Source organism: Streptomyces sp. NPDC054770 (assembly GCF_053611985.1).
The window spans coordinates 158,226-174,976 of the sequence record NZ_JBSHBL010000008.1; the positions used below are offsets into that span (position 1 = coordinate 158,226).

General features: G+C 71.9%; 19 protein-coding genes. 11 read left to right on the forward strand and 8 right to left on the reverse strand.

All coding sequences use genetic code 11. The features are described 5' to 3' along the window. Positions 1 to 26: 26 nt before the first annotated feature. From ACWGKQ_RS10675 to ACWGKQ_RS10690, 4 genes are all read right to left on the reverse strand, one after another. Positions 27 to 398, reverse strand: a complete 372-nt coding sequence (locus ACWGKQ_RS10675; protein WP_453291513.1) for a VOC family protein — start codon at positions 396 to 398, stop codon at positions 27 to 29. Between the two features lie 32 nt (positions 399 to 430). Further along, on the reverse strand, positions 431 to 637 hold the full coding sequence (locus tag ACWGKQ_RS10680) for a hypothetical protein (RefSeq protein WP_453291514.1): 207 nt from the start codon (positions 635 to 637) through the stop codon (positions 431 to 433). Beyond that, the gene (locus tag ACWGKQ_RS10685; RefSeq protein ID WP_453291515.1) at positions 558 to 1,121 is read right to left on the reverse strand and encodes a hypothetical protein; all 564 of its coding nucleotides are present in this window, start codon (positions 1,119 to 1,121) and stop codon (positions 558 to 560) included. Before ACWGKQ_RS10685 ends, ACWGKQ_RS10680 begins: the two co-directional genes overlap by 80 nt. Before the next feature lie 112 nt (positions 1,122 to 1,233). Beyond that, positions 1,234 to 2,067 (reverse strand): PIG-L family deacetylase, encoded by an 834-nt coding sequence (locus ACWGKQ_RS10690; protein ID WP_453291516.1) that lies wholly within the window; start codon positions 2,065 to 2,067, stop codon positions 1,234 to 1,236. A gap of 401 nt (positions 2,068 to 2,468) precedes the next feature. Between ACWGKQ_RS10690 and ACWGKQ_RS10695 the strand changes: the two genes are divergently transcribed. The 11 genes from ACWGKQ_RS10695 to catC all read left to right on the forward strand — a co-directional run bounded on the left by ACWGKQ_RS10695 (position 2,469) and on the right by catC (position 11,503). Further along, the gene (locus tag ACWGKQ_RS10695; RefSeq protein ID WP_453291517.1) at positions 2,469 to 3,578 is read left to right on the forward strand and encodes an acyl-CoA dehydrogenase family protein; all 1,110 of its coding nucleotides are present in this window, start codon (positions 2,469 to 2,471) and stop codon (positions 3,576 to 3,578) included. A 14-nt stretch (positions 3,579 to 3,592) separates the two neighbouring features. After that, positions 3,593 to 3,952, forward strand: a complete 360-nt coding sequence (locus ACWGKQ_RS10700) for a hypothetical protein (RefSeq protein WP_453291518.1) — start codon at positions 3,593 to 3,595, stop codon at positions 3,950 to 3,952. Further along, positions 3,949 to 5,205: an aromatic ring-hydroxylating oxygenase subunit alpha gene (locus ACWGKQ_RS10705; RefSeq protein ID WP_453291519.1), complete on the forward strand. Its 1,257-nt coding sequence runs from the start codon at positions 3,949 to 3,951 to the stop codon at positions 5,203 to 5,205. The genes ACWGKQ_RS10700 and ACWGKQ_RS10705 overlap by 4 nt, the downstream gene beginning before the upstream one ends. Beyond that, complete coding sequence (locus tag ACWGKQ_RS10710; protein WP_453291520.1) at positions 5,195 to 5,722, forward strand: aromatic-ring-hydroxylating dioxygenase subunit beta; 528 nt, start codon at positions 5,195 to 5,197, stop codon at positions 5,720 to 5,722. The genes ACWGKQ_RS10705 and ACWGKQ_RS10710 overlap by 11 nt, the downstream gene beginning before the upstream one ends. Continuing rightward, a complete protein-coding gene (locus tag ACWGKQ_RS10715) occupies positions 5,719 to 6,480 on the forward strand; it encodes an SDR family NAD(P)-dependent oxidoreductase (protein WP_453291521.1) in 762 nt (253 codons plus the stop codon). Before ACWGKQ_RS10710 ends, ACWGKQ_RS10715 begins: the two co-directional genes overlap by 4 nt. Positions 6,481 to 6,541: 61 nt before the next feature. Beyond that, positions 6,542 to 7,489, forward strand: coding sequence for a PDR/VanB family oxidoreductase (locus ACWGKQ_RS10720; protein WP_453291522.1), 948 nt, complete (start codon positions 6,542 to 6,544; stop codon positions 7,487 to 7,489). 38 nt (positions 7,490 to 7,527) lie between these two features. Further along, complete coding sequence (locus ACWGKQ_RS10725) at positions 7,528 to 8,043, forward strand: flavin reductase (RefSeq protein WP_453291523.1); 516 nt, start codon at positions 7,528 to 7,530, stop codon at positions 8,041 to 8,043. Further along, positions 8,040 to 9,209 carry an amidase family protein gene (locus tag ACWGKQ_RS10730; protein ID WP_453291524.1) on the forward strand — a complete coding sequence of 390 codons (1,170 nt, stop codon included), beginning with the start codon at positions 8,040 to 8,042 and terminating at the stop codon, positions 9,207 to 9,209. The genes ACWGKQ_RS10725 and ACWGKQ_RS10730 overlap by 4 nt, the downstream gene beginning before the upstream one ends. Next, positions 9,206 to 10,309 (forward strand): mandelate racemase/muconate lactonizing enzyme family protein, encoded by a 1,104-nt coding sequence (locus ACWGKQ_RS10735; protein WP_453291525.1) that lies wholly within the window; start codon positions 9,206 to 9,208, stop codon positions 10,307 to 10,309. The genes ACWGKQ_RS10730 and ACWGKQ_RS10735 overlap by 4 nt, the downstream gene beginning before the upstream one ends. 42 nt (positions 10,310 to 10,351) lie before the next feature. Then, the gene (catA, locus tag ACWGKQ_RS10740) at positions 10,352 to 11,209 is read left to right on the forward strand and encodes a catechol 1,2-dioxygenase (RefSeq protein WP_453291526.1); all 858 of its coding nucleotides are present in this window, start codon (positions 10,352 to 10,354) and stop codon (positions 11,207 to 11,209) included. Between the two features lie 15 nt (positions 11,210 to 11,224). Continuing rightward, positions 11,225 to 11,503, forward strand: a complete 279-nt coding sequence (gene catC / locus ACWGKQ_RS10745) for a muconolactone Delta-isomerase (protein WP_453291527.1) — start codon at positions 11,225 to 11,227, stop codon at positions 11,501 to 11,503. 17 nt (positions 11,504 to 11,520) lie between these two features. Here the strand turns inward: catC and ACWGKQ_RS10750 are convergent, their stop codons facing one another. From ACWGKQ_RS10750 to ACWGKQ_RS10765, 4 genes are all read right to left on the reverse strand, one after another. Continuing rightward, positions 11,521 to 12,114, reverse strand: a complete 594-nt coding sequence (locus tag ACWGKQ_RS10750) for an HD domain-containing protein (RefSeq protein WP_453291555.1) — start codon at positions 12,112 to 12,114, stop codon at positions 11,521 to 11,523. Between the two features lie 19 nt (positions 12,115 to 12,133). Beyond that, positions 12,134 to 12,910, reverse strand: coding sequence for a hypothetical protein (locus ACWGKQ_RS10755; RefSeq protein ID WP_453291528.1), 777 nt, complete (start codon positions 12,908 to 12,910; stop codon positions 12,134 to 12,136). A gap of 93 nt (positions 12,911 to 13,003) precedes the next feature. Then, positions 13,004 to 13,921 (reverse strand): TIGR03619 family F420-dependent LLM class oxidoreductase, encoded by a 918-nt coding sequence (locus tag ACWGKQ_RS10760; protein ID WP_453291529.1) that lies wholly within the window; start codon positions 13,919 to 13,921, stop codon positions 13,004 to 13,006. Positions 13,922 to 14,057: 136 nt separating this feature from the next. Further along, positions 14,058 to 16,751, reverse strand: a complete 2,694-nt coding sequence (locus ACWGKQ_RS10765) for a BTAD domain-containing putative transcriptional regulator (RefSeq protein ID WP_453291530.1) — start codon at positions 16,749 to 16,751, stop codon at positions 14,058 to 14,060.

Sequence of the window (16,751 nt, forward strand, 5' to 3'; positions counted from 1 at the left end):
CGCTGACCTCGGCTTTTCTGTCACCCCTAGCGCAGGGCGATGCAGAAGGGATGCCCGGCCGGATCGGTGAGGACCCGTGCCTTGTCCCCGTGCGGCTGGTGGTCCGGCTTGCCCGCCCCCAGCTCCAGCAGCCGGGACTCCGCCTCGTCCAAGCCCCCCTCGATCTTGAAGCAGATGTGCAGTTGCTGCGGAACGACCTGGTCGGGCCAGCTGGGAGCCCGGTAGTCGGCAACCCGTTGAAAGCCGATGAAAAGTCCGTGCTCACCATTGAGGCCCGCGAATTCGGCGTCCGACTTCGGATGCGGTTCGAGGCCGGTGGCCTGCTGGTAGAACGCCGCCAAAGCCGGCGGATCCGGGCAATCGAGTGTTATCGCGACCAGTGTCATCTGCAAGGGCATGGCTTCTCCGATTCCTGTTCCGCCCGTTGTGTTCACAGCTCGCGTTCCAGTAGCGCGGCGACCTGCCGATAGCGGCTCACGGGCACCAGGTGCACGCCGTCGAAGGCACCGCTGTCGCGGATGGCCAGGATCTGCTCACATGCCGCGGCGACTCCCGCATCACGGTCGCGTTCGACGGCGGCGACCAGCTGGCCGGGAATATCGATGTCGGGGATCTTCGCCGCGAGGTCGCGGGCCATGCCCGCACTGGACGAAGACGAAGCCCGAAGCATTCTTCCAGCCCGGCAGCGGACGCAGTCCGGAGGTCACCCCGACCTGGAAAGGAGCGCAGCCGCGAAACGCCGGGTCCGCCCCTGCCGTCCGCGCCTGCTCGATCATGGCGCGGACGGTCAGCTCGCTGGTCCGGCCGCCCGCCGTGGGCTTGTCGCCGTGGACGAACAAGAACCGCTCCACCCCGTAGGCGGCGGCCGTCAGCAGATCGCGCCGGAAGCCCGGCAGGTTGCGATCCCGCGAGTTCAGGCAGGCGATCGAGCGCGCGCCCATGGCCTGCACCTCATGGGCCACCGCGACGCTCGACACCGTCGCCCGGCCGATGTGGTTGTCGGGGATCAGGAACGAGTCGGCGATCGGGCTCAGCACACCGATCTGATGGCGGACCCGGGTCAGATCGGGACGAGTGGGCGGCTCGATCTCACAGATCAGGTCGAGACGACGATCAGCCATGCAAGGACCCTACCGGCGTCTCGACCGCGATCGGTGTGACATCGGCCCATCGATGTCGACCAGGGCCGACGGAGCCCGCCATGAGCCTTCTCCGGCCCGGTGGGCGGGCGGATCAGCGCAGGCCGGCGAAGAGGTCGTTCTCGGGCACGGCCGCGCCGGTGGTGTCCTGGACGCGTACGAAGGTCTCGACGCCCATCAACTCGGTGAACCGCTCCTGGCCCATCCTGAGGAAGAAGATGTTGTCGCCCTGGCTGGCGTGCGCGGCCAGCGCGTCGAACTTCTGGGCGCCGAACGCGCTGGTGTCGACCCAGGTGGTGATCTCCTCGTCGGGGAGTCCGATCTCCGCCAGCGCGGCGGCCTCGGCGGGATCCGGCTCCGGTGCGTCCGCACCGAACTCACGCATGGCCTCCGCGAACCGCTGCATCATCGAGCGGGGCGCCGTCGTCCAGTACACCTTCGGGGTCTGCGCGGTCATCGCCAGCGCCGCCATCGTGACGCGGTTGGCCTGGATGTGGTCGGGGTGGCCGTAGAAGCCGTTCTCGTCGTAGGTGACGACCACATCGGGTCGGTAGCGCAGCAGGAGTTCCGCGAGCCGGGCGGCGCCCTCCTCCACCGGGGTCCGCCAGAAGGATCCGGGAGCGTCGTTGGCCGGCCAGCCCATCATTCCGGAGTCGGCGTAGTCCAGCAGTTCCAGGTGGCTGATCTTCAGGATGTCGCAGCTCGCCTTGAGTTCCTGACGCCGCATCTCGGCGACGGCCGCCGGATCGTGCCCGGGATCGCCCGGCTTGACACCCCCTGGTCCGTCACCGCAACCGCCGTCGGTACACGTCACGAGGACCGTGCGGATGCCCTCCGCCGCGTACTGGGCGAGGACGCCTCCCGTTCCGGTGGCCTCGTCGTCGGGGTGGGCGTGTACCGCCATGAGCGTCAAGGGCCGGTCGTTCATGAAGCAGTCCTCCTGGGTGAATGGGCCTCGGTCCGAGTCCGCGGCGGGCACATGGCCGGGCGTCCTCAATAGCAGACGACCGGGTGTACCGCGGACCCGAGGGCTCACCGGTCACGTCGGGTCGGACGATCTTTCGGTCTCCGTGTTCCCTGCCCGCGCGGTGGTCCCCCGGCCGGTGCAACAGTGCCGACCCGCCAGGCTGTTCCCGCCGGACACGGGCCGCCCCGGGCCGTGGCCTGCGCAAAAGCGCCGGCTCGTCGCAGATCCGGGATCATGCCGACGCGTAGGGGATTTCCCCTACGGCACGCGGTCAATTCCCGATGGTGTACGACAAGTCGTCGAGCCTAGCGTGATGGTGTGGCGGGAGAGAGAACCGCCGGGCAATACGAGGAGATTCCCTCATGGCGCATTTCGATCAGCTGTTGGCACTGGTGGCCGGACGGCGGGCCGAGTTCGAGGAGAAACGGCACGTCCCGCCGGACGCGATCGCTGAATTCAAGCGTGCGGGAATCTACCGGGCGGGCGTTCCGAAGCGTTTCGGAGGCACCTGTCTGCCGCCCGCCGAATTCCTTCGGCTCATCGAGCGGATATCGGAGGTCGACGGCTCGGCCGGCTGGGTCGCGAGCTTCGGCTCGGCCTCTGTCTACCTGGCCGCCCTGCCGCTCGACACCCAGGCCGAGCTGTACGCGGACGGCCCGGACGTCGCCTTCGCCGGCGGCCTCTTCCCGGTGCAGCCCGCGGAACGCGTCGACGGCGGCTACCGGATCTCGGGCCGCTGGAAGTTCGCCAGCGGCTGCAAGGGCGCGGACGTGCTCGGCGTCGGCATCAAGGCGGGCGAGGACCGGGCCGGCCGGCCCCTGACCGCCGTGCTGCGGCCCGACCAGGTGGAGATCGCCGAGAACTGGGACGTCATCGGCATGCGCGGCACCGGCAGCCACGACCTGGTCGTGGACGGAGCCGTCGTACCGAAGGAGTGGACGTTCGTGCGCGGCGGCGAGCCCACCGTGGACGAACCGCTGTACCGCTATCCGACCGTCCCCTACGCCTCCCAGGTGCTGGCCGTCGTCGGCCTCGGCGTGGCGCGTGCCGCCCTCGACCACGTCGTCGCTCAGGGCGGCCGCCCCGGCTACACCGGCGCCCCCAAACCCGCCGAACGTGCCACCTACCGCATCGCGGTCGGCCAGGCCGAGGCACAGCTCCGGTCGGCACGGGCCTTCTTCTACGAGGCCACCGAGGAGGCGTGGGCCACCGTCGAGGCCGGCGACCCGGCGACGGACGTACAGGCGAGCGCGCTGCGCCTGGCCTCCGCGCACCTCGCCAAGACCTCCTTCGAGGTGGTCCGGGCGGCCTACCAGCTCGGCGGCATCGGCGCCATCGCCGACGGCAGCCCCCTCCAGCGCCACCTGCGCGACGCGTCGGTCGTACCGCAGCACGCCTTCCTCCAGGAGGGCATGTACGACGGCGCCGGCGCGGTCCTCACGGGCGTCCAGCCCTTCCCCGGCTACCTGTGAAAGGCAGGCCCTCCATGTCGGAATCCCCCCGGCGGGTGCTGTTCTGCATCGGCGTCAACCAGAACTTCTTCGACCTGCCCACCGGCCAGGGCAAGTCCGTCTGGGACGGCTTCACGAGCATGCTCGAGCAGCTCTACGAACTGCCGGGCCTGACCGTCCTCGGCACCATCGACGACGACCAGCACATGGTCGGCCCGTCCGACTCCTGGCCGTGGACCTGTTACCTCCTGGCCGACGTCGTCGACCAGCCGGCCGTCGCCGCCGCCTGCAACCTCTTGCGCACCGTCCAGGTCGGCGAGCACGGCCTGTGGCGGTACATGAAGATCGAGGCGCGCCTCGGCCGCCCGCTGCCCGAGCCGGAGGTGGCCCGATGACGTACGACTCGTCGCTGGTCGAGTCCGACCGCGTCGCCGGCACCCTCTACACCGACCCGGCCCTCTTCGAACGGGAGATGGAGCGCATCTTCCACCGCACCTGGGTGTGGGTCGCCCACGAGAGCGAGATCGTCAAGCCGGGCGACTTCAAGACGGCCTGGGTGGGCCGCCGTCCCGTCATCGTCACCCGGGACCGCCGGGGCGGCATCAACGTCCTGCTGAACCGCTGCCGGCACCGCGGCGCCAGCGTCTGCGAGACCCCCAGGGGCAACGGCAACGGCTTCACCTGCCCGTACCACGCGTGGTCGTACGGCCTCGACGGCAGCCTGCGCGGCATCCCGTACCCCGAGGGCTACGAGGACGTCCTGGAGAAGGCCGAACTGCCGCTCCAGCGACTGAAGGTGGGCTCCTACGCGGGCATGGTCTTCGCCGCCTTCAGCGAGGACATCGAGCCGCTGGAGGACTTCCTCGGCGGGGCCCGGCCGTGGATCGACCGCTTCATGAAGCAGGGCGCGGGCTATCCGATCAAGGTGCAGGGCGAGCACCGGTTCCGGTTCAACGGCAACTGGAAGATCCAGCTGGAGAACACCACCGACTGGTACCACTTCCCGATCGTGCACCGCTCGTGGATGGCCTCGGTCGACGCGGAGACCGCGAACATGCTGTCGATCATGACCGACGAGACCGCCGTCACCCATGCCCTCGGCAACGGCCACAGCGTCTCGATCTCCGTCGCCGAACACGCCGACCTGGACGTCGACGACGGCACCGAGAAGCTCCAGGACCGCTTCAGCCACATCGTCGACGAACTCTCCGGGGACCTGCCCCCGGAGCAGGTCCGGCGGATCGTCCGCTCCCTGCACGGCGCCGGGTTCAACCTCAACCTCTTCCCGAACGTGGCCATGTCGATGTCCTTCTTCCGGGTGCTGCGCCCGATCTCGGTCGGCGAGACGGAGATCCGGCACGTGGCGCTCGGCCTGGACGGCGGCCCCGAGATCGTCAACCGCGAACGGCTGCGCATCCACGAGCACTTCCAGGGGCCCTTCGGCTTCGGCAGCCCCGACGACGCCGAGGCGTGGAACCGCGTCCAGCGGGGCGTGGCCGGCGGCGTCGACATGCCGATCCTGGTCAACCGCGGCCTCGGCCGGGAGAAGCCCGACGACCTCGGGCAGCCCACCTCCCACGCGACCGACGAGACCGGGATGCGGGAGGCGTACGACATGTGGAAGAGGATGATGAGCGATGGCAACTGAGGCCGCAACCGAGGCCCTGGGCACGCTGGTTGAGCTGCCGCTGGACGATCCGCGGGCTCTCGCCGCCGTCTCCCTGATCTGTCGCGAGGCCCACCTGCTGGACGCCCGCCGCTATGCGGAGTGGGACGGCCTGTGGGCCGAAGGCGCCGAGTACGTCGTCCCCATCGACCGCGAGGCGACCGACTTCGCCTCCCGCCTGAACCTCGTCTACGACGACGACCGGATGCGCCGCATGCGCATCGAGCGGCTCACCGGCGGGTTCTCCATCTCCGCCGCGGCGGCCGCCCGCACCGTCCGTACGGTGTCCCGGTTCGTCGTGACCGGCCGCGAGGAGGACGCGATCGAGGTGTCGGCGGCGCAGATCCTGGTCGGCTACAAGCGGGAGGAGACCTTCGTCCTCGCCGCCGACGTCACCCACCGGATCGTGTTCTGCGGGGACGGTCCGCGCATCGCCCGCAAGATCGTCCGGCTGGTCAATTCCGAGGACGCGGTCACGGCATCGGGGTTCCTGCTGTGAGCCCGCACGAGGAGGACGCCAGGCGCGTCGCCCTGGTGACGGGCGCGGCCCGCGGCCTGGGCGCCTGCATCGCCGCGCGGCTCTACGACCGCGGCTACTGCGTCGCCCTGACCGACCTCGACGAGGAGGCCGCCGTGAAGGCTGCGGCCGAGCTCGACCCGGAGGGCCGGTACGCCGTCGGGCTCGCGCTGGACATTCGTGACAAGGACGCCTTCGCCCGGGCCCGCGACCAGCTCGTCGAGCGCTGGGGCGCGGTGCACGTCCTGGTCAACAACGCCGGTCGCGCCAAGGTCGAGAAGCTGATGGAGATCAGCCCGGAGAGCTTCGCCGAGGTCGTGTCCGCCAACCTCGACGGCACCTTCTTCGGCTGCCAGGTCCTCGGCACCTACTTCGCCGAACGCGGCTACGGGCGCATCGTCAACATCGCCTCGCTCGCCGGCCAGAACGGCGGCACGGCGACCGGCGCGCACTACGCGGCGGCCAAGGGCGGCGTGGCCACCCTCACCAAGGTGTTCGCCCGCGAACTCGGCCCCTCCGGAGTGACGGTCAACGCCATCTCACCGGGCCCGCAGGACCTGCCGATCGTCCGCGAGACGGTCCCGCCGGAGCAGCTCGCGGCCATCGAAGAGTCCATCCCCGTACGCCGGTTGGGCCGTCCGCGCTTCATCGCCGACATGGCCGTGCTGCTGGCCTCCGAACACGCGGACGCGGTCACCGGCGCCTGCTGGGACGCCAACGGCGGCCTGTACATGCGCTGACAGCACCGTCAGCTCCCACCCCGACTCAGCCGACTCACCCGAACCACCCGAAGGCAGACGGATGTTCACAGTCACCGTCACCGACACCCACGACGAGACCGACACCATCAAGGTCCTCCGGCTGGCCCCCTCCGACGGCACCCCCCTGGCCCCCTATCCGGCCGGCGCGCACATCGACGTGACCGGGCCCACCGGGATCACCCGCCCCTACTCCCTGTGCGGTCCGCCGCACGACACCGGCGCCTACACCATCGCCGTCAAACGGGAGGCGGACTCGCGCGGCGGCTCCCAGGCCCTGCACGACAAGGCCGAACCGGGCACGGAACTGACCGTCGGCGCACCCCGGCAGCTGTTCGGCCTCGCAGCGGACGGGGCCCGGCACCACTTGCTGGCGGCGGGCATCGGGATCACACCGCTGCTGGCGATGGCGTACGAACTGCACGGCAGGGGAGCGGAGTTCACGCTGCACTACGTGGCGCGCAGCAGTGCGGAGGCGGCCTTCGCCGGGCTGCTGGCCCAGTCGCCCTTCGCACACCGGGTGGTCCGGCACTTCGGACTCGGCCGGGAGGCCGCCCGGGACGCACTGGCCGCCGCACTCACCGGCCTCCCGACGGACGCCCACGTCTACACCTGCGGACCGCACGAGTTCATGGCGTACGTCCGTGAACTCGCCGCCCGCAGCCTGCCCGAGGAACGGATCCACTCGGAGCTCTTCCAGGCCGGCGAGGTGTCCGGCGAGGGGGAGGCCTTCGAGGTGGAACTCGACACCGGCGAGGTCTACTCCGTGCCGCCCGGCAGGAGCATCGCCGAGGTGCTGGAGGAGAACGGCGTCCCGCTGGACACCTCCTGCCGCGAGGGCATCTGCGGGACCTGTGTCCTCAGGGTGATCGAGGGCGAACCCGACCACCGCGACCACTGCCTCTCCGCCAAGGAGAAGGCGGCCGGGGACCAGATCGCCGCCTGCGTGTCGCGGGCGAGGTCGCCACGCCTCGTGGTGGAGCTGTGGTGAGCCGGTCCGAACCGAACCAAGAGAGGAGGGGCACCGCGGTGACCCCCGACCAGAGCGAGTTCCGCGAGGCGATGGCGCACCTGCCGGCCGCCGTGAACATCCTGACCACGGACGGGCCGAACGGCCGCTGCGGCATCACGCTCAGCGCGGTCTGCTCGGTGACCGACGACCCGCCGACCGTCCTGGTGTGCGTCAACCGCGCCAGCGCCATGCACGACGTCTTCAAGGCGAACGGACGCGTCGGCCTCAACGTCCTCGGCGGGGAGCAGCAGCAGCTCGCCCTGCACTTCGCCGGAGCCACCAAGGTGCCCATGGCCGAACGCTTCACCTGGGACGTCTGGGATCGCACCCAGGACGTACCCGTCCTCAAGGACGCCCTGGTCACGGCGGTCGGCACGATCAGGCACACGGTGCCCATGGGCTCCCACAGCGTGCTCTTCGTGGAGATCGGGCAGATCCGCACCCGCTCCGGCGGCCAGAGCCTCGTCTACTTCAACCGTGCCTTCCACCGGCTCGACGCGGACCCTTTCGTGCCGGAAGGCGCCCGGTCATGACCGCCGCCGTCGAGGAAGCGCTGCGGCGCCTGGAGCGGACCGAGCCGGAGCTGCGGGCCTGGGTGCGGGTGGACGCCGACGGGGCCCGCGCCGCCGCGCCGCGGGCGCCCGAAGGCCCCCTGCACGGCATGCCGTTCGGCGTGAAGGACATCATCGACGTCGCCGGGCTGCCCACCGAGTGCGGCTCCGTGCTGCGCCGGGGCCGGATCGCCGGCAGCGACGCCTGGCTGGTGGACCGGCTGCGCCGGGCGGGCGCCGTGCCGCTGGGCAAGACGGTCACCACCGAGTTCGCGTACTTCCAGCCCGGCCCGACCCGCAACCCGCGCAACCCCGCCCACACCCCCGGCGGTTCCTCCAGCGGTTCGGCCGCCGCCGTCGCCGCGGGCGTGGTCCCCCTCGCCCTCGGCTCGCAGACCGCGGGCTCGCTGACCCGGCCGGCCTCCTTCTGCGGGGTCGCCGGATACGTCGCCCCCGTCGGCGCCTGGTCCACCCGCGGCTTCACCGGGCTCAGCCCGAGCCTGGACGCCCCCGGACTCCTCACCACCGGTGTCACCGAACTGGCCACGGTGATCAGGGCCGTCGACGGCACCGAGGCCGAAGTCCTCGATGCCGTACGGCTGGTGGAGTGGTCCGGCACCGAACTGGCGGAGCTCGACCCCGCGATGCTCGACGCGGTCCGGCGCACCGGACGGGACCTGCACGCCGATGCCGCGGAACTCCCCGTGAACACGGCGGAGTTGGCCGCCGCGCACGCCGTGGTCATGGCCTACGAGGCCGCCCGTACCCTCGCCGCCGAGGCCCGGCATCCCGAGTCGCTCAGCGGACACCTGAACGAACTCCTCGACCGCGGCCGCAGGACCTCCGACGCCGAGTACGGTGCGGCACTCGCCACGGCACGCACCGCACGGGCCGCCGTCCTGGCCCTTCTCGCCGACGTCGACGCGATCCTCGGTCCCGCCGCGCCCGGCCCGGCCCCGCACGGCCTGGCCGCCACCGGCAACCCCGTCCTCAGCCGCCCCTGGCAGCTGCTCGGCCTGCCCGTGGTCACCGTCCCCGGGCACCGCGACCCGCAGGGCCTTCCCCTCGGCCTCCAACTCGTCGGCCACCCCGACCGGGTGGGCCGGCTGCTCGGCGCGGCCCGTGCCGTCGAGGCGGCCGTACGGTGAAGATCACCGCGATCGAGACCGTCCCGTACGCGATCCCGTACACCAAGCCGCTGCGCTTCGCGAGCGGCGAGGTGCACGCCGCCGAACACGTCCTGGTCCGGGTCCGCACCGACGAGGGCCTGACCGGCGTGGCCGACGCCCCGCCCCGGCCCTTCACGTACGGCGAGACGCAGGCGTCCGTGACCGGCGTGATCGAGAAGATCTTCGCCCCGCAGCTCACCGGCCTGGACGTGCTGGCCCGCGAACGGGTGCACGCCCTGCTGCACCGCACGGTCGGCAACCCGGCGGCCAAGTCCGCGGTCGACATGGCCCTGTGGGACCTCGCGGGACAGGCCCTCGGCCTGAACGTCTCCACCCTGCTGGGCGGCTGGAGCGACCGGATGCGCGTGGCGCACATGCTCGGTTTCGACGCCCCCGAGCGGATGGCGGCCGAGGCCGAGCGGATGCGGGACGGCTACGGCATCACCGTCTTCAAGGTCAAGGTCGGGCGCCGCCCCGCCCGGCTCGACCTCGACGTCTGCCGGAAACTGCGCGAAGTGCTCGGCGCCGAGGCCGAGTTGTACGTGGACGGCAACCGCGGCTGGACCGCCTCGGAGTCGGCCGCCGCCCTGCGCGAGCTCGACGGGCTCGGCATCACCCTCGCCGAGGAACTGTGCCCCGCCGACGACGTGCTCGGCCGTCGCTGGCTGGTCCGGCACAGCCCCGTGCCGTTCGTCGCCGACGAGTCCGCCACCACACCGGCCGAGGTGACCCGCTCGCTGCTCGACGGCGCCGCCACCGCGATCAGCGTCAAGACCGCCCGCACCGGGTTCACCCACTCCCAGCGGGTCCTCTTCCAGTGCGAGGGCCTGGGCGCCGAGGTGGTGATGGGCAACCAGATCGACGGCCAGCTGGGCACGGTCTGCACGGTCGCCTTCGGTGCCGCCCACGCCTCCGCGTCCCGCCGGGCCGGCGAACTCTCCAACTTCCTGGACATGAGCGACGACCTGCTCACCGAACCGATCGCCATCACCGACGGCACCCTCGCCGTGCCCGACGGCCCCGGCCTGGGCGTGGCGATCGACCCGGAGAAGCTCGACCGCTACCGCCAGGACCGCTGAAACAACACCGTCGAAAGTCCCCTGCGAAGGAGCCGCCCCGCCATGTCCGAAACCACTCTGAAAGCCACCGCCGCCGCGTCCGGAGCCTCGGCCACCGAACGCTTCCTGACCGACAGGACCGGCGCCCCCGCCGACGGTGTCGACACCGCACGCGTCGACACCCTGACCACCGCGGTCATCACCGCCGTCCACGACGTCATCCGCCGCCACCACGTCACCTACGAGGAGTACAACGCCCTCAAGTCGTGGCTGATCTCCGTCGGGCAGGACGGCGAGTGGCCGCTCTTCCTCGACGTGTGGGTGGAGCACGTGGTCGAGGAGGTGGCCACCGGGTCGCGGGAGGGCAGCAAGGGCACCATCGAGGGTCCGTACTACGTGCCGGACGCCCCGGCGCTGCCCGGCGTCGCCACCCTGCCGATGCGCGACGGCGAGGCAGGCACCCCGCTCGTCTTCCAGGGGCAGGTCACCGGCGCCGCGGGCGAGGCGCTCCCGGGCGCCGTACTGGAGATGTGGCAGGCCGACGACGACGGCCTGTACGCCCAGTTCGCCCCCGGCATCCCGGAGTGGAACCTCCGGGGCCGCATCGTCACCGACGACGACGGCCGGTTCGCGGTCACCACGATCCAGCCCGCCCCCTACCAGATCCCCACCGACGGCTCCTGCGGCCGGCTCATCGCCGCGGCCGGCTGGCACGCCTGGCGCCCCGCCCATCTGCATCTGAAGGTGTCGGCGCCCGGCCACCAGACCCTCACCACACAGCTCTACTTCAAGGACGGCGCCTACCTCGACGCCGACGTGGCCTCCGCCGTGAAGCCCGAACTCGTCCTCGACCCGCAGCCCGCCGGCACCGGCGGCAACGAGGTCACCTACGACTTCGTCCTCGCCCCCGCCGCCCTCTGACCACCGGGAGTCACCGTGCTCTTCGCCGTCCGGATGACCGTGCACCTGCCACCCGACCTGGACACCGACGTCCGGGCGGCGACCCTCGCGGCCGAGAAGGAGTACGCGCAGCGCCTCCAGCGCTCCGGCGAGTGGCTGCACCTGTGGCGCTGCGCCGGCCAGTACGCGAACCTCAGCGTCTTCGACGTCACCGACAACGACCGCCTCAACGACATCCTGTGGTGCCTGCCGCTCTTCCCCCACATGGACATCACGGTCACACCACTGGCCCGGCACCCGTCCGACATCCGGTGAGTCCCGTGGCGGCCGGGTCAGGCGCGCACCGGGAACGCCGACTGGAAGGCCAGGCGAGGGGCGGCGTCGGCTCCGATACGGGTGAGCAGGTCGTCGAGCGCGAGGTACTCCTCCCAGGGCTCCCGTCCCGTCGCACCCGACAGCGCTGTGACGAGTCTGTCCTCGAGGCCGGCGACGCGCTTGTCCTTCCACACCTTGTCGGCCGTGCTGACCAGGAGGTCCTCGATCGTCACCGCGGGGGCGTCCCAGTCGGCGTGGGTGGCGGCGAACCGGGCCAGCGCGGGCCGGAAGCCGCGGCTCAGCAGCAGGTCACGACCGGCTTCCTCGTGCGCCGAGCCGGGCCCGGCGAGTTCCTCGGGGTGCAGGACCTTGCCCACGTCGTGGGTCGCCGCACCGAAGAGAACACCGTCGCGGTCCACGGCCAGATCCGGGTACCGGTCCCGCACCCACGCCACCAGATCGACCGCGACGTCATGGACCGCACGCAGATGCGCCGCCAGCCGGGGCGGGGCGTCCAGCGTACGCAGCAACTCCGCCACCACGGGCGGCAACGCCCGCAGCCGCGGCTCGCCGGGGGCGTCCAGGGCACGTGCCAAAAGGTCCGTGGGCATCGCGGTCATCCCGCGGACACTACTCCCACGGGGCATCCCGAGGGGAGCCGGCTGCGGGCCCTGCTGCCTCCGTCTGCCGCCCGGTGCGCACCACCACGCCGACGGTGCCCACCAGGAAGCCCGCCGCGAGCAGCCCGCTCAGGATCGCCACCTGTCGGATTTCGGCGGCGTCGCGTCCGTCGAGATAGGAGACGTGCCGGACCTCGGTGGGGTGTGCCGGGTCGAACACGACAGGGATGTACGTTCCTGGTTCCGGACGGGTCGCCGAGCTGCCCGGGACATCGACATAGGCCTGCACGGGGCCGGACGCTGTGTCGAAGCGGACGGTCACGGCGTTCACCCAGCCTTCCTCCGACCGGCCGCTGATCCTGAGTACGGCCGCGTCGGTCCGCCGGCCGTGCTGCCGTAGGTCCGACAGCAGCCGGTACTCCTGGCCGGCATTCCAGCTCATGCCCGCGGCGAAGGTGGCGAACAGCAGGAAGACCCCGGCGGCCGTGCGGGCCTTGGCCCAGCGAGGGGCCAGCAGCCACGACTCCGGGCCGAGCCGCAGCAGTGCCGCCACGAGGCCGCCCGGCGAAGGAATCCGGCCGGCCCCGAGGCGAGCCCGGAGCAGCCCCAGGACACCGGTCACCGCGGTCAGCGCCACCGCCCAGCCGAGGACATAGAGCCACAACGGCCCGAGCGGCCCGAATGCCAGCCACGCCACTATGGCGACGAGAGCCGCCGGCACCTCCCACCCGGAGGGAGAGGCGTACTCGTTCCAGCCGTCGCCCGACAAGGACTTGCGCTCGTCCATCCGTGCCTCCACCCGTTACGGGAGGAGACTCACCGGCTCGGGCGTTGGTTGCAGCGGTATCACTCCGGTCGTTCGGGCCGTTCGACGGACGTCCTAGCCCTTGCGCAGGAGTTCGTGGAAGCGGTCTGCCAGGTCCGTCAGCTCCTCCGCGCTCCGCGCGGTCTGTTGCAGGTCGATGAGGACCTCGTCGGCCCCCGCCGCGTGGGCGGCGAGCAGGTAGTCCGAAACCTGCACGACCGTTCCCCGGTGCGGCACCGCGTCGCTCGGCGCGGCCTCGGCCGTCACCACGGGGTTCACCCGGACGACGGTGCGCAGGGTGTCCGGATCACGTCCGTTGTCCTCCGCGATCTGCCGGATCCGGCTGATGACGTGGGCCAGTTGGGGCACCGGCAGCGCCACGCCGGCCCAGCCGTCCGCGCGCCGGCCGATACGTTCCAGAGTGGCCGGAGTGAAACCGCCGAGGAGCACCGGCGGACGGGGACGCTGTGCGGGGAGTGCCTCGATGTGCGCACTCGGGATCGTCCACCGGACTCCCTCGTACTCGGCAGACGAACCGGACCAGAGGTGTTCCAGGACGTCCAGGATCTCTTCCAGCCGTGCCCCGCGCCCCCGCCACGGCACTCCGACGGCCGCGTACTCGTCGGACGACCAGCCGAGCCCGAACCCGATGTCGAGCCGTCCCCCGCTGAGGATGTCGACGGACGCCAGAGCGCGGGCCAGCAGCAGCGGGGAGTAGAAGGGCGCGTTCAGCGTGCTGGTCCCGAGGCGCACCCGTCGGGTCGCCTGCGCCAGGAAGGACAGGGTGACGACGGGGTCCAGGAAGTTGCGGAACCCCTCCGGCACCGGACCACCGCCGGGATAGGGGTCACGGGGCCGCGTCGGCACCAGGGCCCGGTCGCCCACCCACAGGCTGTCGAAGCCGATGGCTTCGATCGCGGCGGCGAACCCGGAGATCGTGGCGGGGTCGGTGAACAATCCGTACTGGGGAGACCCCAGACCGATCTTGAGCATGTCTGTCACCTGTTCGAGGAGCTGTCGGTCCGTTCTCGGATCACCATGCCGGACACGGATCGACGTCCGGTCGACGGCGCGTGAAAGCGGGGCCGACGCGGCACGCGGACACCCTCGGCGTCCGCGAGCGGCAGGCTCAGCGCCTCGCCGCCTCCTGCCGCAGGCGGTCGCTCACCTCGTACACGTGCTGGGCCGCGGCGATGTCGACCTCGGCCCGGTCCGAGCTCAGTGCGGTGAACAGGCGGCCCACCTCCTGGAGGAAGCAGGCCGGGCTGTTCGGATCGTCCTCCGCTCCGGCGACGGTCTCCGACTCGGCGAAGAACGCGACGGCCTCCGCGTTCCGTCCCTGGTCCGCCAGGACCACCGACAGCAGCCGGGCGGACATGAAGAACGTCAGCGGGTCGTCCAGGGTGCGCTCCCGCCGGACGACCTCGCGCAGATCGGTTTCCGCCGCGGTCAGATCGCCGCGGATGAAGGCGAGCCAGGCCCGGATGTGCCGGATCTGCGCCTTCAGCGCCGGGTCGTCACCCAACTCGGCCGCGGCGACCGCCTGGTCCGTGATGCGTTCCAGTTCCCGCTGGTGCGCGGGCCCGGCGAAGAGCCCGCTCGACGCGATCACCGACAGCGCGGCGACCACGATCGGCGAAGCGTCCGGGACGTCGCGCAGCACCCGCGAGAACACCGAGACCAGCAGGGTGTGTTCGGCCAGCAGCCAGGTGCGGGCCTGCTCGGCGTCGGCGAACCGGAGTCCGGTCAGCGGCACGGGGACCAGATGGATGCTGAGCGAGCCGGCCTGCTCGGTCGCGCTCATGGCCTGCAGCAGGGTGGCGTGCAGGAACATCGTCAGCCGTACGAGTGCCGCCTCGCGATCCGCGGCGGGGTCCTCGCGGTCGGCACGCCGGGCGGCGAACGCCCGTACCAGATCGTGGAAGCGGTAGCGGTCGGCCGAGTGCGGTTCGAGCAGACCGGCCTCCACCAGATGTTCCAGCTGCTCCTCGGTCTCCGGTTCGGGCTGGTCGAGCAGCACCGCGGCGACCGCGACCGGGAAGTCGGCGGCGTCGAGCAGCGCGCACAGGCGCATCGCCCGGGCCCGGTCGGGGGCGAGCGCCCGGTAACCGACCTGGAAGGTGGCCTCCACCGACATGCCTCCGGCCCGCAACTCGTCGAGCTGGTGCTCCTCGGCGCGCAGGCGCAGCAACTGCGCGCCGAGCCCGCGTCCGGGACGGGCCGCCGCCCGGGCACCGATGATGCGCAGCGCCAACGGCAACTGCCCGCACGCGTGCACCAGTTCCAGCGCCAGTTCCGGGGCGGCGGCGATCTCGGCGTCGCCGGTGAACCGGCCCAGCATCGCCACCGCCTCCTGCTGGTCGGGCACCGGCACCTCGAAACGTGTCGCACCCGGTGGTACGAGCGACCGGTGCCGGGTCGTGATCAGCGCGGCGTTGCCGGGCGTGCCGGGGAGCAGCGGAGTCACCTGGGCGGTGTCGGACGCGTTGTCCAGGAGCACCAGGACGCGGCGGTCGGCGGTCAGGGTGCGGTAGGCCCCGGCGCGGGCGGTGGGCGTCGCGGGGATCCCGGCGGCGGGCATGCCGAGCGCGAGCAGGAAGTCGACCAGTACGTCCGCGGGATCGGCGGGCCGGCCGCCGTCGCCCCGCAGGTCCACATAGAGCTGCCCGTCCGGATAGTCGCCGCGGATGCCGTGGGCGACGCGCAACGCCAGCGCTGTCTTCCCCACGCCGCCGATACCGCTGAGCACCGTGAGCGCGACCGCGTCCCCGCTCGGCCGCAGGGCGAGCCGGAGCCGCTCCCGCAGCCGCTCCCGCCCAACGAAGTCGCCCGGCGCGGGCGGCAGTTGCTGCGGGCGGACGCCGGCCGGGACGAGCCCCTCGACCTGCGCCGTCGCGGACCGGTCGGCTCCACCGGCGGCGCTCACGTCGACGCCCGTGTCGACGCCCGTGTCGACACCCGCATCGACGCCTCGTCCCCGGTCGCCCGAGCGCGTCGCGGGGTCGCCAGAAGCACCGGCGGACGTCGTGGCGCGGGTCGACGGCGCCGCACCGGCCTGCGGCTCGGCGGGGCCGGGCTCGCCGCCGCTGAGGATGCGGGTCTGCAACTCACGCAGCTCGGGCCCCGGATCCATGCCCAGCTCGGCCACCATGGTCTCGCGGGCCGCGGCGTACACCGCCAGGGCCTCCGCCGGCCGCCCGGCGCGGTACAGCGCACGCATGCGCAGCGCGTACAGGTCCTCCCGCAGCGGATGGTCGGCGATCAGCGAGATCAGTTCCGTCGCCACGCGGGCGTGCTCACCCAGCTCGTCGGCGCACTCCAACTGCACCACCCGGGCGTCCAGCCGCAGATCGACGAAGCGCCGGCGGTGCCGCCTGGCGTAGGGGCCGGGCACGCCGGACAGCGGCTCGCCCGACCACAGCGCCAGCGCGGCGTCGACCGCGCGCAGGGCCGGGCCGGTCTGCCGCGCGGCCCGCAGTTCCTCGCCCTCACGGACGAGTCGCTCGAAACGCAGGGCGTCGACGGCCGGTTCCGGGATGTCGAGCTGGTATCCGCCCTGCGTGGTCTCCAGCCGGGAACGTTCCTCGCCCAACGAGAGGCGGATGCGGTAGACGTACGTCTGCACGGAGCGCACCGCGTTGACGGGCGGGTCTTCCCACAGCGCCTCGACGAGCCGGTCGAGGCCGCACTGGCCGCCGTCGCCGAGGAGGAGCCGTACCAGGACCGCGCGCTGGAGCGGGCTGCCCAGATCCAGCTCACGCCCGTGGTGGCGGCCACTCAGCGGGCCCAGCAGCCCGAACTCGTACCCTTCCGCCGTCGCCAC